Origin of the sequence: Kitasatospora sp. NPDC058170 (assembly GCF_042883905.1) — a bacterium.
GTDB lineage: Bacteria > Actinomycetota > Actinomycetes > Streptomycetales > Streptomycetaceae > Kitasatospora.
On sequence record NZ_JBHVUV010000015.1, the window covers coordinates 112,486 to 125,927 of the forward strand.

A 13,442-nucleotide genomic window follows, 5' to 3' on the forward strand; every position below is an offset into this window, starting at 1 on the left:
TTTCTGCGGGCGGAGGACCGTGCTGCTTCGGAAGGGGTCCGCGCCCGTCGTGCACGCCAAGGCCATACCCACTTCGCCGAAGGAGTGAAACCTGAACGCCACAGCAGCAGTCGCAGCAGCAGTGGTGCCCGCCGCCGGACGCGGCGAGCGGCTGGGGCCCGGGGCCCCGAAGGCCCTGCGGGAACTGGGCGGGGTGCCGCTCCTGGTGCACGCCGTCCGGGCGCTGGCCCGCAGCCGGGCGGTCGGCCTGGTGGTGGTCGCCGCCCCGGCGGCCGGCGTCGCCGAGGTGGTCGCCCTGCTGGACAGCCACGGCCTGGACGGCAAGGACATCCGGGTGGTGGCCGGCGGCGAGACCCGGCAGGAGTCGGTGCGCCTCGGGCTGGCCGCGATCCCGGCCGAGGTGGAGATCGTCCTGGTGCACGACGCGGCCCGCCCGCTCGTGCCGGTCGAGGTGGTGGACGCGGTCGCCGCCGCCGTCCGCGCCGGGGCCGAGGCGGTGGTCCCCGCGGTACCGCTGGCCGACACCGTCAAGCGGGTCGAGCCGAACCCGGGCGGGCCCGAGCCGGTGCTCGACACGCCCGACCGGGCCACCCTGCGCGCAGTGCAGACCCCGCAGGGCTTCCGCCGCGCCACGCTGGCCGAGGTGCACGCCAAGGCGCTGACCGAGGAGGCCGAGGGCGGCCTGCCGCCGGTCACCGACGACGCCGGCCTGGTCGAGCGCTTCGGCGGCCGGGTGGTCGTGGTGCCCGGTCACGAGGAGGCGTTCAAGGTGACCCGTCCGCTGGACCTCGTGCTCGCCGAGGCCGTACTCGCCCGCCGGAGGGCCTCCGATGGCTTCTGATCCCACGCCGTCCGCCACGCAGTCCGCCACGCCGTCCGCGGCGCCGCCGGCCGCGCCGCCCGTCCTGCCGCGGGTGGGCGTCGGCACCGACGTGCACGCCTTCGAGGCCGGCCGCCCGCTCTGGGTGGCCGGACTGGAGTGGCCCGGTGCCGAGTACGGCCTGGCCGGGCACTCGGACGCCGACGTGGCCGCCCACGCGGCCTGTGACGCGCTGTTCTCGGCCGCCGGGATCGGCGACCTGGGCGCGCACTTCGGCACCGACCGGCCCGAGTGGTCCGGCGCCTCCGGGGCGACGCTGCTCGGCGAGGCGGCCCGGCTGGTCCGGGCGGCGGGCTTCGAGATCGGCAACGTCTCGGTCCAGGTGATCGGTGTCCGGCCGAAGATCGGCAAGCGCCGGGACGAGGCGCAGGCCGCGCTCTCGGCCGCCGTCGGCGCCCCGGTCTCCGTCTCCGGCACGACCACGGACGGCCTCGGGCTGACCGGCCGGGCCGAGGGCCTCGCGGCGATCGCGACCGCCCTGGTCTACGAGCGCCGCTGAGCCCGGGCCCCTCACGGGGGCCTCTCCGGGCCGGTCCGGGCGGCGCAGAGGCCGGCGGGCCGGTCCGGGTGGCCGATCGGGGAATACCCGGGCATTGACGGGTGTTCAGGAGACCGTGCGGGGTTGGGAGTCGCTACCGTTCGGTGCGGGCCCCTCGGCAGGCCCCCTCCTGACGCCGCTTGACGAGACGAGGTCCCCCGATGGCCGCACACCTCTCCGACCGGGCCAAGGCCCTGATCGACGGCAAGAGCTTCGCCGTGGTCTCCACGATCCAGCCCGACGGCAGTCCCCAGTCCTCGGTGGTCTGGGTGAAGCGGGACGGCGACGACGTCCTGTTCTCCACCGTGGAGGGCCGCCGCAAGCACCTCAATCTGGTGAAGGACCCGAGGATCTCGCTGGTGCTCAATCCGCCGGAGAGCCCCTACACCTACGTGGAGCTGCGCGGCGAGGCGACCTTCACCCGGGAGGGTGGCCGGGAGCTGATCGACGAGCTGGCGCGCAAGTACCGCGGCGACGACTCCTACGGCTACGACGGCCCGGACGACGTGCGGGTCGTGGTCCGGCTCAGCCCGCGCAAGGTGATCGGGAACCTCTGACCCGAGCGGGGCGGCGGAGGCGTCCCGGAGGGGGTGCCTCCGCAAAGTCACGTACGTGAAACGGCGCTGCCGCGGTATTGACATTTCAGAATGTCGCGGGGCACCCCCTGCTGCCCACTACGCTTGACGCTGTGAGCATTCGCCTGTACGACACCAGCACCCGCCAGGTACGCGACTTCGTCCCGCTTGTACCGGGTTGTGTCTCGATCTACCTGTGTGGCGCTACCGTCCAGTCGGCGCCTCATATCGGGCACATCCGGTCCGGGCTCAACTTCGACGTCATGCAGCGGTGGTTCGCCTACCGCGGCTACCAGGTGACCTTCGCCCGGAACGTCACCGACATCGACGACAAGGTCATCGCCAAGGAACGCGAGCTGGGCACGCCCTGGTGGCAGATCGCCTACGCCAACGAGCGGGCCTTCAACGACGGCTACGCGGCGCTCGGCTGCCTGCCGCCGACCGTGGAGCCGCGGGCGACCGGGCACATCCCCGAGATGATCGAGATGATGCAGGCGCTCATCGCCAAGGGGCACGCCTACGCCGCCGACGGCAACGTCTACTTCGACGTGAAGTCCCACCCCGGCTACCTCCAACTCTCCAACCAGAAGCTGGAGAACCTGCGCCAGCCCGAGGGCGAGGGCGAGACGGGCAAGCGGGACCCGCGCGACTTCGCGATGTGGAAGTCCGCCAAGCCGGGCGAGCCGAGCTGGAACACCCCGTGGGGCTGCGGCCGTCCCGGCTGGCACCTGGAGTGCTCCGCGATGGCGCACAAGTACCTGGGTCGGGCGTTCGACATCCACGGCGGCGGGATCGACCTGATCTTCCCGCACCACGAGAACGAGATCGCCCAGTCCAAGGCGTACGGCGACGATTTCGCCAACTTCTGGGTGCACAACGCCTGGGTCACCATGAGCGGCGAGAAGATGAGCAAGTCGCTCGGCAACTCGGTGCTGGTCTCCGAGATGGTCGAGCGCTGGCGTCCGATCGTCCTGCGCTACTACCTCGCCGCCCCGCACTACCGCTCGATGATCGAGTACAGCGAGGAGTCGCTGCGCGAGGCCGAGGCCGGTTTCGGCCGGATCGAGGGCTTCATCCAGCGCGTGGTCGAGCGCTGCGGCGCGGTCGACGCCGCACCCGAGGTGCCGCCGGCCTTCGCCGAGGCGATGGACGACGACCTGGGCGTCCCGCAGGCGCTGGCCATCGTGCACACCGCCGTCCGCCAGGGCAACAGCGCCCTCACCGCGGACGACAAGGAGAACGCGGTGGCGCGTCTGGCCGAGGTCCGTGCGATGCTCGGAGTGCTGGGTCTTGACCCGCTCGACCCGCAGTGGGCCGGGGCGGAGCGCGGTGAGGACCTGCACGGCGTGGTCGATTCGCTGGTTCGCCTGGTCCTGGACCAGCGGCAGGCGGCCCGGGTGCGCAAGGACTTCGCCACCGCGGATGCCATCCGCGACCAGCTCGGCCTGGCCGGGCTGGCGATCGAGGACACCCCGTCCGGCCCGCGCTGGACGATCAACAACCAGTAACCCCATCTGACGACAGGGGTGAGGGTGGGCCGTACCGGACCGGTGCGGCCCTCCCGCATGACGTAGCGCATGCCGTCGGCCGCCACCGGGTTCACCGGTGCGGCCGGGCATGCCGGACAGACAGGAAGTACAGCCATGGCCGGCAACAGTGCACGCAGGAACCGCCGCAACCCCGGATCGAAGAAGGGCGCGAGTGTCGGTACCGGCGGCCACAGCCGGAAGGCACTCCAGGGCAAGGGCCCGACCCCGCCCGGCGCGGAGCGCAAGGGGCACCCCAAGCAGCGCCAGGCGAACGCCGCGCTGAAGCGCGAGCGGGACGCCAAAGCCCGGGCCGGCATGCGCCGGGCCGGCGGTGGCGGCCGGGGCGGCCGCGGCGGCGCCGGTGCCGCCGAGCTGGTCGTGGGGCGCAACTCGGTGGTCGAGGCGCTGCAGGGCGGCGTGCCGGCCACCGCGCTGTACGTCATGCAGTTCATCGACACCGACGACCGGGTCCGCGACGCCTTCCAGGCGGCCAACGACCGGGGCATCCCGCTGATGGAGGCCCCGCGCCCGCAGCTGGACCAGATGACCGGCGGCCTCAACCACCAGGGTCTGGTGCTCCAGGTCCCGCCGTACGAGTACGCGCACCCGGAGGACCTGCTGAACGGGGCCTCGGACGCCGGCGAGGACGCGCTGATCATGGCGCTGGACGGCGTCACTGACTCGCGCAACCTCGGCGCCGTGGTCCGCTCGGCCGCCGCCTTCGGTGCGCACGGCGTGGTCATCCCCGAGCGTCGCGCGGCCGGGATGACCGCCGGTGCCTGGAAGACCTCCTCCGGTGCGGCGGCGCGGCTGCCCGTGGCCCGTGCCACCAACCTGACCCGGGCCCTGGAGGCCTACCAGAAGGCCGGCCTGCTGGTGGTCGGCCTGGCCGCCGACGGCGAGGCCGAGATCGGCGACCTCGAGGCGCTGACCGGCCCGGTCGTGATCGTGGCCGGCAGCGAGGGCAAGGGCCTGTCCCGGCTGGTCGCGGAGACCTGCGACATCCGGGTCCGGATCCCGATGCCGGGCGCCACCGAGTCGCTGAATGCCGGTGTCGCGGCGGGCATCGTCCTGTACGAGGCCGCGCGGATGCGCAGCAAGGTCGGCTGAGACCGGTAGGGACGGGCCGGCCGAGACCGGCACGGACGGCTGAGACCGGCACGGACAGGTCGGTCGAGGCCGATCACAGCAGAGGGCCGGCGCGCGGGAGATCTTCTGAATTCTCCGCAATCCGGGTGGGAAGCGATCGGGCTCGACCGGGCCCGATCGCTTTTCTCATGATCACTTCAAGGGGGCGCCGGGAATCCACCCGGGAGAGTGTCCTAACCGGGTGTCACCCGGTTAGACGGGTGTGGACACCAGAACACCTCGGCGCCCCCTGCTGGGCGGCGGCAGTACCGGGATAGACGCGGGCCCCGGCCTCAACACCGTCAAGGTGATGTCCGACCCCGCTCGGCTCAGCAGCACCCAGGCGAGCTTCCGGCTCCGGCTCGCGGCACCGGTGGCGCCGCTGATCGAGGCTCCGGCCGGACTGCTGTCCCCCGGCGCCGCGTTCGGCGACCCGTACAACACCCAGGGCCTGATCCGCCGTCCGCTGGTCACCCCGCAGGTGATCGTGCCCGCCTCCACCGTGCCCGCGCTCGGCGGGGCGGGCGCACCGCGCCGCAAGGGCCGGGTCACCGCCGTCACCTGGACAGGGCAGGCGCCCCCCGGGGACCTGGCGGCCACCCAGCTGCTGGAGGCCGTCCGGCTGTCCACCGTGCCGACGCCGGTCGGGGTGGGCGCGCGGGTCGGCGCGGGCGGCGTCCCGGTGGACGACGACACGCAGGTGATCGCGCCGTACGCGGGCGCGCGGACCGTCCCCCGCCAGCCCCGCGAGGGCACCGGCAGCGCGACCGAGGCCGGCATCGGTCCGGTCGGCGCACCCCAGGGCTGGACCCCGAGCGGTGAGCTGCCCGAGGTCTCCGCCGCGGCGGGCGACGCAAAGCAGCCGTGGTATCCCGGTCGCCGGGTCGACCTTGGCCTGGTGCTGCTGCCGCTGCGGGTCGTGCTCGGCTCGCTGTCCGTCTACGCCGGGTTCAGCAAGCTCTGCGACCCGGTGTACTTCGACGGCGGCGAGCGCGGTTCGATGATGCGCTGGCTCTCCTCGCTGCACCCGTGGAAGGTCGCCGATCCGCTGCTGGCCTTCGCCATGGCGCACCCGGTCGGCTCCGGCCTGGTGGTGTCGTTCACCGAGATCGTGGTCGGCGTGCTGACCATCCTCGGCCTCTGGCAGCGGCTCGCGGCCGGGGCGGCGATGCTGCTCTCCGCTGCGCTGCTGTTCACCGTCAGCTGGCGGTCGGTACCGGTCTACGACACCCCCGACCTGATCTTCCTGGCGGCGTGGAGCCCGCTGCTGATCGCCGGTGCGCCGTTCGCCTCGCTGGACGGGCGGCTCAACCTGGAGGCCTGGCGGCGGCACGGCTCCGGCGCTCCGGCGGCGCAGCGCCGCCGGGTGCTGCGCCGGGGCGCGGTGGTCACCGCGGTGGTGGTCGGCCTGACCCTGCTGCTCGGCTCGATGCTGGGTGCGGCGGTCCGGACCGGCAGTCGGCCGCACCCCGCGCCGGCCAGGCCCGCCACCGACTACGGCACCCCGGTCTGGCCGTCCGGCGGCCCGTCCGCGCCCGCCGGCGGCGGCCAGGGCACGTCCACCACCTCGCCCTCGCCCTCGCCGACGGCATCGCGTCCGGCCTCGCCCGCGCCCAGCGCGCCGACCGGTCCGGCGTCCACCGCGCCGGCCTCGCCGAAGGCGGCGACGGCCACCCCGAGCGGCAAGGCCCGCTCGACCAAGCCGGAGGCCGGCGCGAGCCCGGCTCCGGCGGCTCCGACGGCGGCGGCCCCGGCCGGTTCGGCGCCCGCGCAGCGCAGCACTCCGGCGCCGGGCGGCAGTTCGGGGACGGCGCCCAAACCGAGCCCGAGCAGCGGGGCCGGATCCGGGTCCGGCTCAGGCCTGTTGGGCGGGGTGCTGGGCAGCGGACCGCTGGCCGAGCTGGGCGGCGGCGGCCGGGCCTCGCGGCCGGGGGCGGCGACGTCCACCTGACCGTGACGTCCACCTGACCGTGGTGGCCGCCCGGTTGGGCGGTCCTGCGGTCCCACCGCCCAGCCGGGCGGACGAGTCGGCCGGGTGCTCCGTGGGGGAGCACCCGGCCGATCGTTTCTCCTGCTGCTGGCTCCTGTGCTGCTGGTTCCTGCGGCTCGGCCGCAGTGCGGGGTGCGGGCAGCTCCGGTCGGACGGCTCCGGTCGGTGCTCGGCCGGCTCGGCTACTGCGGGGTGCGGCCGGCCCCGGCGGCGAGTTCCTTGGCCGCCTCGGTGAGGTCCTTCGCGGTGTCGATGGCCCGCCAGTAGACGCCCTGCGGCAGCTGGTAGCCCGCCAGGCGCTTGCTCCGGGCCAACTGCGGGAAGGTGGTGCGCTCGTGGTCGCCGACGTCCGGCAGCAGCTCGGCGAAGTCCGGGCTGAACACGTAGAGGCCGGCGTTGATCAGGAACGGCGAGGGCGGGGCCTCGATGAAGTCCAGCACGTTGCCGAACTGGTCCGTCTCCACGGCCCCCCAGGGGATCCGCGGCCGGGCCAGCGCGAGCGTCGCGACGGCGTCCCGCTCGTGGTGGAAGGCGGCCATGTCGCGCAGGCTGAAGCGGGTCCAGATGTCGCCGTTGGTGGCGTACCAGGGCTCCTCGGGGCGGGGCAGCGCCTTGGCGGCGTACTTCAGCCCGCCGCCGCGCCCGAGCGGCTCGGCCTCCACGACGGTCCGCACGCTCAGCGGCAGGTCGGCCTTGTCGAGCCACTCCTCCAGCACCTCGGCCAGGTGCCCGCAGGAGATGACCACGTCGGTGACGCCCTCGGAGGCGAGCCAGGCCAGCTGGTGCCCGAGGATCGGGATGCCCGTCCCCGGGATCTCGACCAGGGCCTTCGGGCGGTCGTCCGTGTAGGGCCGCAGCCGACTGCCCTGGCCGCCGGCCAGGATCACCGCCTGGGTGACGACGGTCGGTTGGGGCCTCGGGGACTGCGGGGGCGTGCTCTCAGCGGTCATGCCTGAACAATAGGCGGGCGCCCCCCGTCGGGGCTGTCAGCCGGCGAGACCGGAGGCGAAGGAGCCGTCGCAGACCGGCCGGGCGAAGGTGCGGGCCCGCTGGACGTCGCCCTGGTACTTGCGCACCGCCGCCTTGCCCAGCTCGGTCGCGAGCGAGGAGCAGTACGGGGTCAGCGCGGGCTGCTCGAGCATCGAGCGCTCCAGCAGGTCCAGTGCGCTGCCCGGGTTGTGCGCGCGCAGCTCGTCCAGCAGGGCGACGCGCAGCGAGTCCTGCGGGGCGAGCCCGTCCGGGGCCTTGCCCGCGCCGGCGCGGCCGATCCCGGCGCCGTCCCCGCTGGACGCCGCCACCACCTGCTGATCGAGCGCGGTCGGAGGGGCCCACGGGACCCTGGTCACGGCGAGGGTGCCGGTGGTCACCAGGACCACGGGCAGGGTGAGGGCGATGGTCTGGCCGATGCGGCGAACAAGCTGCTTCACGCTCAGGAGAGTAGCGCTGGGTGGGCCTGGGATCGCCCTCCGTTACACCATCGAGTGACACCGTGTCCGGGTTCGTCCCTTCAGCGTGTTGACGCGCGGAGCCCCGCCGGACCCTCCTCGGGTCCGACGGGGCTCCGCCGTGCGCTTCGGGTGCTCGCTCAGCTGCTGAGGCGGGCGCCGCTGCTGGTGGAGAACACGTGGGTCTCGTCGGCGATCGGCACGACGTGGATGTTCTCGCCGCGGGCCGGGATCTGGCGGCCGTGCACGCGCACGACCAGGTCCTTGTCCTCGCCGCCGATCTTGGTGGTGCCGTAGACGAAGCCGTCCGAGCCGAGCTCCTCGACCACGTTCACGGTCACGGCGACACCCTCGATGCCGCCCTCCGGGACGATCTGGAAGTGCTCCGGGCGGATGCCGACGGTCACGGTCTTGTCGGTGCCGGCGCCGGCCAGGTCCTCGCGGGAGATGTTGATCACCGAGCCGCCGAACTTCACCCCGCCGTCGACCAGCGGCACCTCGACCAGGTTCATCGCGGGCGAGCCGATGAAGCCGGCCACGAAGAGGTTGGCGGGCCGGTCGTACATGTTGCGGGGGGTGTCGACCTGCTGCAGCACGCCGCCCTTGAGCACCGCGACCCGGTCGCCCATGGTGAGCGCCTCGGTCTGGTCGTGGGTGACGTACACGGTGGTGATGCCGAGGCGGCGCTGCAGCCCGGCGATCTGGGTGCGGGTCGAGACACGGAGCTTGGCGTCCAGGTTCGACAGCGGCTCGTCCATCAGGAAGACCTGCGGCTCGCGGACGATCGCGCGGCCCATCGCGACACGCTGGCGCTGACCGCCGGAGAGCGCCTTCGGCTTGCGGTCCAGGTACTCGGTGAGGTCGAGGATCCGGCCGGCCTCCTCGACCTTGGCGCGGATCTCGGTCTTGTTGACGCCCGCGATCTTCAGCGCGAAGCCCATGTTCTCGGCGACGGTCATGTGCGGGTACAGCGCGTAGTTCTGGAACACCATCGCGATGTCCCGGTCCTTCGGCGGAAGGTGCGTCACGTCGCGGTCGCCGATGCGGATCGCGCCGCCGTTGACGTCCTCCAGACCGGCCAGCATGCGGAGGCTGGTCGACTTGCCGCAGCCCGAGGGGCCGACCAGGACGAGGAACTCGCCGTCCTCGATGTGCAGGTCCAGCCCGTCGACCGAGGGCTTGTCGGCGCCGGGGTAGACACGGGTCGCCTTGTCGTACGTCACAGAAGCCATGGCTGTGCTCTCCTTCACCGGCAGGAACGTGCCGGACGATCCGAGTAAAGGGTGGATTGTCGTTCGCCGGGCCCGTCCGATGGTCTGAACCACCGCCCGAGCCGACTCCCGGCGACGCTACCTGCGCTTCCGCCGCTTGTCAGCCCCCGGTCCACCTGATTTCGGCATCGGTTCCATCACGCCCGCCCGCCCGCCGACCCACCGGATATGCCACCACCGCCCCACCCCGGCCCGGTAGACTGCCCCCGGTGCCGCCGTGATCCATCGCGGACGGCCACCATGCCTCCTTAGCTCAGTTGGCCAGAGCACCGCTCTTGTAAAGCGGGGGTCGTCGGTTCGAACCCGACAGGGGGCTCCGTGCACCACCTTGGAATGAGTTGAAGCCCTGGCTTACTGGGGGCTTCGTCACCGGCCTCGGACGGCTTCGTCCGGGGCCGTTCGCGTGGGCGGACGCGGTGGTGCTGCCCGGCCGATCGGGTTGTCGGGGCCGGCTGCCGCAACGGCGACATCGAGGTCCACGACAACACCGGTTCGAGCGATGTGGTTGTCGATCCGCAGGGCTTCACCGCCTGAGCGGTGCGGCCTGACGTGTGATCACCGGCCCTGGGTTCGATGCCCGGGGCCGGTGGCGTTTCCGGGGGTGGTGGGGCGGAGCCGGCGGAGGGTCCAGGGGGTGGTGGGCGCGAGCGGGAGGGTGAGGGCGGTGAAGAGTTCGGCGGCGCGGCGGTAGGAGAGGCGGGCGCGGCCGGTGTGCGGGCAGCGGTCGGCGGCGGGGGTGGCGGCCGGGGCGCGGCGGTCGGTGAGGAAGAGCGGGCCGGTGGTGCGGCCGGCGAGGAGGAGGGGGAGCAGGCGCGCCGTCCCGCTCTGCCACCGGAGGGGGGCGGCCGGGGGGCGGGTGCGGCGGCCGGGGAGGTCGAGGTGGTCGGCGTCGAGGGCGAGGACGGCCTCGATGGGGGCGCCGCTCTCGTGGAGCAGGTGCCAGAGGGTCTGTTCGCGCAGGGGTGCGCGCAGGGCGAAGAGGGCGCGCAGGTCGTCGGGGCCGAGCGCGGGCGGACCGGCCTCGGGGAGGGGCTGCGGGCGCAGGGCGGCGGCGGGGTCGGTGTCGATCCAGCCCTGGGCGCGCCACCAGGTGACGGCGGCACGCAGGGTGGAGAGCTCGCGGTTGAGGGTGCGCGGGTCGGTGCCGGCGGCGCGGTCGGTGACGGCCGCCCGGAGGCGGCCGGCGGAGTCCGGGTGGTCGAGCAGCGCGAGCGGGAGGACGGGCGGCTTCGCGCGGCGGCGTTCGGGGCCGACCGGGACGGGGCGGTCGGCCAGCGCCCAGGCCCAGGTGTCGAGGGCGATCCGGTAGATGCGGCGGGAGCCGGCGCCGAGCCCGGAGGCGGTCAGGTAGCGCTCGACGGCGACTGCGTACTCGACGGGTGGGAGCTGGGGCATCGATCGCTCTCTTTCCGCAGTAAACACGATGCCGGACGGTCATCGGATGACAGCAGGTTAGCGCAGTAAAGAGCAGGTGGTGACGGGTTATTGGAGGTGTTTACTGCGGCAGATGGAGGCTTGCGGAAAATTGATGCCTGTCGACTCAAGTTTTCCACGGGAAAGCCTTGTGCGGCCCCGCGTCCGGAAGCAGACTTGCCGCCCATGGCAGTGGATGTGCAGACCCGCCGCACGGGCCGACTGGCCGTGCTGGGCGAACGTGACTTCAGGTGGTTCTTCATCGGCTACGCGACCTCGCTGATCGGCTCCTCGATGGCGCCGGTGGCGTTGGCCTTCGCGGTGCTCGACGACGGGGGCGCTACTACGGGCGGGGGTGGCGGGACGGAGCTGGGCTGGGTGATGGCGGCCCGGATCCTGCCGATCGTCCTGGTGATGCCGGTCGGCGGGGTGATCGCCGACCGGGTGGGCAGCCGACGGGTGATGTGGGCCGCGGACGTGCTGCGCTGCGTCGTGCAGGCGGTGTTCGCCGCGGTGCTGCTGGCGGGGCGTCCGTCGATCTGGGTGATGGTCGCGCTGGTCGCCGTCTGGGGCCTCGGCGAGGGCCTGTTCATGCCCGCGCTCGGCGCCCTGGTCCCCGGTCTGCTGCGGCGGGAGGAACGCCTGTCGGACGCCAACACGCTGCTGGGGCTGGCCCGTTCGGTGGCCACGGTGGCCGGTCCGGCGGTGGCGGGGGTGGTGACGGCGGTGCACGGTCCGGCCGCGGTGCTGGCGGTCGACGCCGTCACGTACGGGATCGGGGCGTTCGCCCTGACCCGGCTCCCGGCGTCCGCGCCCGTCGCGGCGCAGCGGCCCGGTTCACTGTCGGCGGATCTGCGGGACGGCTGGTCGGAGTTCCGCTCGCGGCCCTGGCTCTGGATCACCACGGTGCACATGGGGCTGTTCAACCTGCTGGTGTGGGCACCGTTCCTGGTCCTCGGCCCGCTCACCGCGCAGCACGGGCTGGGCGGAGCCGGCGGCTGGGGGCTGGTGATGGCGGTGTACGGCGCCGGGGCGGTGGTGGGCGGCCTGCTGATGCTGGGCCGCAGGCCGGGGCGGCCGCTCGCGGTGGCGACGGTGGCGACGCTCGGCTGGGCGCTGCCCTCGGCGGCGCTCGCGGCCGGTGCGTCGCTGCCCTGGACGGCTGCGGCGGCGCTGCTCGCGGGCGTCGGGTCGGCGGTCTGCGGGACGCTGTACGCGACCACCATGCAGAGCTGGGTGCCGGCCGAGGTCCTGGCCCGGATCAGTGCGTTCGGCGGACTGGGGGCGTTCGTCCTCGGGCCGGTCGGCCTGGCGGTGGCCGGCCCGCTGTCCGACCGGATCGGCGCGCACGCCGTGCTGTTGTCCGGTGCGATCTGGCAACTGGCCGCCGGTGCGGTGGTGTTGGCGATACCGGCGGTGAGTGCGCGGCGCTGGGGCGGGGAGCGGGAGGCCGCGCCCGCACCGCGCCCGGCGCCGGAGCGCTGACCGTTGCCAAGGTGATCGGCCGCCGTGCTCCCCGCCCGGCCGGGGAGGCGCGGCGGCCGTCGGATCGGGCCTGCCGTCGCCAGCGCTGCGATGCGCTGCGCTCCGCGTGCGGTCGGTCCGGATCGGTCACCGGAACCGGGTCCGGGCCGGCCGCCGCGCCTCCCGGTCGGCCGGGGAAGGCGCGGCGGCCAGGGCGGTCGTACGGTGGAGGGAGTGCGGGGGCGAACGAAGGAGGTTGGCCATGCCCGGTTCTTCTACCATCAGCCATCACGAGGCGACGGTCGCCCTCGACCACATGGATGCCAAGCGGCTCGCGACCGTACTGGAGGAGCTCGCCTACCTGCTGGAGATCCCGGGGCCGAACCGGATCAACGACGCGCAGCTGGACGCGCTGTGCGAGGGCCGGGCGCCGGACCGGGCGGAACTCTCGCGCTGGTCGCGGGCGCTCGCCGGGGAGCTGAAGGGACGGCTCTGACGGATGCCCTGAGGCGCCTCCCGCCGTCGGCCCCACCGGACGGGCCGCCGGGCGGGACGGTGCCGCCGTACGATGGCGCGCGGGGCGGGTGGTCCTCGCGCGCCTCCCGGGTGCCGCCGTGGACGGCGGCGGCCGGTCCGGTGGAGGGTGGGGGCCCGAGCGTGTCGCAGTCCCGGTCGTTGTCCTGGCTGACCGTGCCGACCCCGCTGCCGAGCGGACCGATGCATGTCGCGGTGACGCCGCTGGGTGTGGCGTCGGCGGGGTACCTGGAGCACCTCGACGAGCTGCCGCGCTGCACGGACGAGTCGAAGATCGCCGCGGTCACCGGGCGGATGGCCGACTATCTGGCGGGCCGGCGGCGCGAGTTGGGGCTGCCGATCGACTGGAGCCTGAGCAGCGGTCCGCATCGGGCGGTCCTGCAGACGCTGTGGCGCGACGTGCCGTACGGGCGGACCATCACCTACGGTGAACTGGCCGCCCGCAGCGGGGTGTTCGAGGACGTGGCGGAGCCCGGGCTGGCGGCCCGGACGGTCGGGCAGATGATGGCCGCCAACCCCGTCGCGCTGCTGGTGCCGTGCCACCGGGTGGTGGCGGCGGACGGGATCGGCGGCTTCGGCGGCGGCCGGGTCGGGATCGAGGTGAAGCGCTGGCTGCTCACCCTGGAGGGTGTGCTGGAGCCGACGCTGGACTGGAACGGCCCGCTCTAGAGCGGG

13 protein-coding genes and 1 tRNA gene are annotated in these 13,442 nt (G+C 73.8%); 10 read left to right on the plus strand and 4 right to left on the minus strand.

Going from position 1 to position 13,442, the window contains the following annotated elements:
• Positions 1 to 91: 91 nt before the first annotated feature.
• The 6 genes from ispD to ACFVVX_RS18590 all read left to right on the plus strand — a co-directional run bounded on the left by ispD (position 92) and on the right by ACFVVX_RS18590 (position 6,601).
• On the plus strand, positions 92 to 841 hold the full coding sequence (gene ispD / locus ACFVVX_RS18565) for a 2-C-methyl-D-erythritol 4-phosphate cytidylyltransferase (protein ID WP_387946896.1): 750 nt from the start codon (positions 92 to 94) through the stop codon (positions 839 to 841).
• Entirely contained in the window at positions 831 to 1,379 is a 549-nt protein-coding gene (gene ispF / locus ACFVVX_RS18570; RefSeq protein ID WP_387946731.1) for a 2-C-methyl-D-erythritol 2,4-cyclodiphosphate synthase, read from the plus strand. The genes ispD and ispF overlap by 11 nt, the downstream gene beginning before the upstream one ends.
• Before the next feature lie 200 nt (positions 1,380 to 1,579).
• Positions 1,580 to 1,975, plus strand: a complete 396-nt coding sequence (locus tag ACFVVX_RS18575) for a PPOX class F420-dependent oxidoreductase (protein ID WP_387946733.1) — start codon at positions 1,580 to 1,582, stop codon at positions 1,973 to 1,975.
• A gap of 131 nt (positions 1,976 to 2,106) precedes the next feature.
• Positions 2,107 to 3,501 carry a cysteine--tRNA ligase gene (cysS, locus tag ACFVVX_RS18580; RefSeq protein ID WP_387946735.1) on the plus strand — a complete coding sequence of 465 codons (1,395 nt, stop codon included), beginning with the start codon at positions 2,107 to 2,109 and terminating at the stop codon, positions 3,499 to 3,501.
• Positions 3,502 to 3,636: 135 nt separating this feature from the next.
• On the plus strand, positions 3,637 to 4,632 hold the full coding sequence (gene rlmB / locus ACFVVX_RS18585; protein WP_387946737.1) for a 23S rRNA (guanosine(2251)-2'-O)-methyltransferase RlmB: 996 nt from the start codon (positions 3,637 to 3,639) through the stop codon (positions 4,630 to 4,632).
• Between the two features lie 328 nt (positions 4,633 to 4,960).
• Entirely contained in the window at positions 4,961 to 6,601 is a 1,641-nt protein-coding gene (locus tag ACFVVX_RS18590) for a DoxX family membrane protein (protein WP_387946739.1), read from the plus strand.
• A 221-nt stretch (positions 6,602 to 6,822) separates the two neighbouring features.
• Here ACFVVX_RS18590 and ACFVVX_RS18595 read toward each other — a convergent pair whose 3' ends face one another.
• The 3 genes from ACFVVX_RS18595 to ACFVVX_RS18605 form a co-directional block, all read right to left on the minus strand.
• Complete coding sequence (locus tag ACFVVX_RS18595; protein ID WP_387946741.1) at positions 6,823 to 7,590, minus strand: NDP-sugar synthase; 768 nt, start codon at positions 7,588 to 7,590, stop codon at positions 6,823 to 6,825.
• 36 nt (positions 7,591 to 7,626) lie between these two features.
• Positions 7,627 to 8,067, minus strand: a complete 441-nt coding sequence (locus ACFVVX_RS18600) for a hypothetical protein (protein ID WP_387946743.1) — start codon at positions 8,065 to 8,067, stop codon at positions 7,627 to 7,629.
• A 158-nt stretch (positions 8,068 to 8,225) separates the two neighbouring features.
• Entirely contained in the window at positions 8,226 to 9,317 is a 1,092-nt protein-coding gene (locus ACFVVX_RS18605) for an ABC transporter ATP-binding protein (protein ID WP_387946745.1), read from the minus strand.
• A 281-nt stretch (positions 9,318 to 9,598) separates the two neighbouring features.
• Here ACFVVX_RS18605 and ACFVVX_RS18610 point away from each other — a divergent pair.
• Positions 9,599 to 9,672, plus strand: a tRNA-Thr gene (locus ACFVVX_RS18610).
• A 239-nt stretch (positions 9,673 to 9,911) separates the two neighbouring features.
• Here the strand turns inward: ACFVVX_RS18610 and ACFVVX_RS18615 are convergent.
• A complete protein-coding gene (locus ACFVVX_RS18615) occupies positions 9,912 to 10,751 on the minus strand; it encodes a hypothetical protein (protein ID WP_387946747.1) in 840 nt (279 codons plus the stop codon).
• 204 nt (positions 10,752 to 10,955) lie between these two features.
• Here ACFVVX_RS18615 and ACFVVX_RS18620 point away from each other — a divergent pair, with 204 nt between their 5' ends.
• The 3 genes from ACFVVX_RS18620 (at position 10,956) to ACFVVX_RS18630 (ending at position 13,436) form a co-directional block, all read left to right on the plus strand.
• Positions 10,956 to 12,254: an MFS transporter gene (locus ACFVVX_RS18620; protein ID WP_387946749.1), complete on the plus strand. Its 1,299-nt coding sequence runs from the start codon at positions 10,956 to 10,958 to the stop codon at positions 12,252 to 12,254.
• Positions 12,255 to 12,495: 241 nt separating this feature from the next.
• The gene (locus ACFVVX_RS18625) at positions 12,496 to 12,729 is read left to right on the plus strand and encodes a hypothetical protein (RefSeq protein WP_387946751.1); all 234 of its coding nucleotides are present in this window, start codon (positions 12,496 to 12,498) and stop codon (positions 12,727 to 12,729) included.
• Positions 12,730 to 12,890: 161 nt separating this feature from the next.
• Positions 12,891 to 13,436, plus strand: a complete 546-nt coding sequence (locus ACFVVX_RS18630) for a methylated-DNA--[protein]-cysteine S-methyltransferase (RefSeq protein ID WP_387946753.1) — start codon at positions 12,891 to 12,893, stop codon at positions 13,434 to 13,436.
• Positions 13,437 to 13,442 lie beyond the last annotated feature (6 nt).

Coding starts and splice junctions, on each gene's coding strand:
- ACFVVX_RS18595 (WP_387946741.1), bottom strand. CDS start 7,590: ATGACCGCTGAGAGCACGCCCCCGCAGTCCCCGAGGCCCCAACCGACC.
- rlmB (WP_387946737.1), top strand. CDS start 3,637: ATGGCCGGCAACAGTGCACGCAGGAACCGCCGCAACCCCGGATCGAAG.
- ACFVVX_RS18615 (WP_387946747.1), bottom strand. CDS start 10,751: ATGCCCCAGCTCCCACCCGTCGAGTACGCAGTCGCCGTCGAGCGCTAC.
- ACFVVX_RS18575 (WP_387946733.1), top strand. CDS start 1,580: ATGGCCGCACACCTCTCCGACCGGGCCAAGGCCCTGATCGACGGCAAG.
- ACFVVX_RS18590 (WP_387946739.1), top strand. CDS start 4,961: ATGTCCGACCCCGCTCGGCTCAGCAGCACCCAGGCGAGCTTCCGGCTC.
- ispF (WP_387946731.1), top strand. CDS start 831: ATGGCTTCTGATCCCACGCCGTCCGCCACGCAGTCCGCCACGCCGTCC.
- ACFVVX_RS18625 (WP_387946751.1), top strand. CDS start 12,496: ATGCCCGGTTCTTCTACCATCAGCCATCACGAGGCGACGGTCGCCCTC.
- ACFVVX_RS18620 (WP_387946749.1), top strand. CDS start 10,956: ATGGCAGTGGATGTGCAGACCCGCCGCACGGGCCGACTGGCCGTGCTG.
- ACFVVX_RS18605 (WP_387946745.1), bottom strand. CDS start 9,317: ATGGCTTCTGTGACGTACGACAAGGCGACCCGTGTCTACCCCGGCGCC.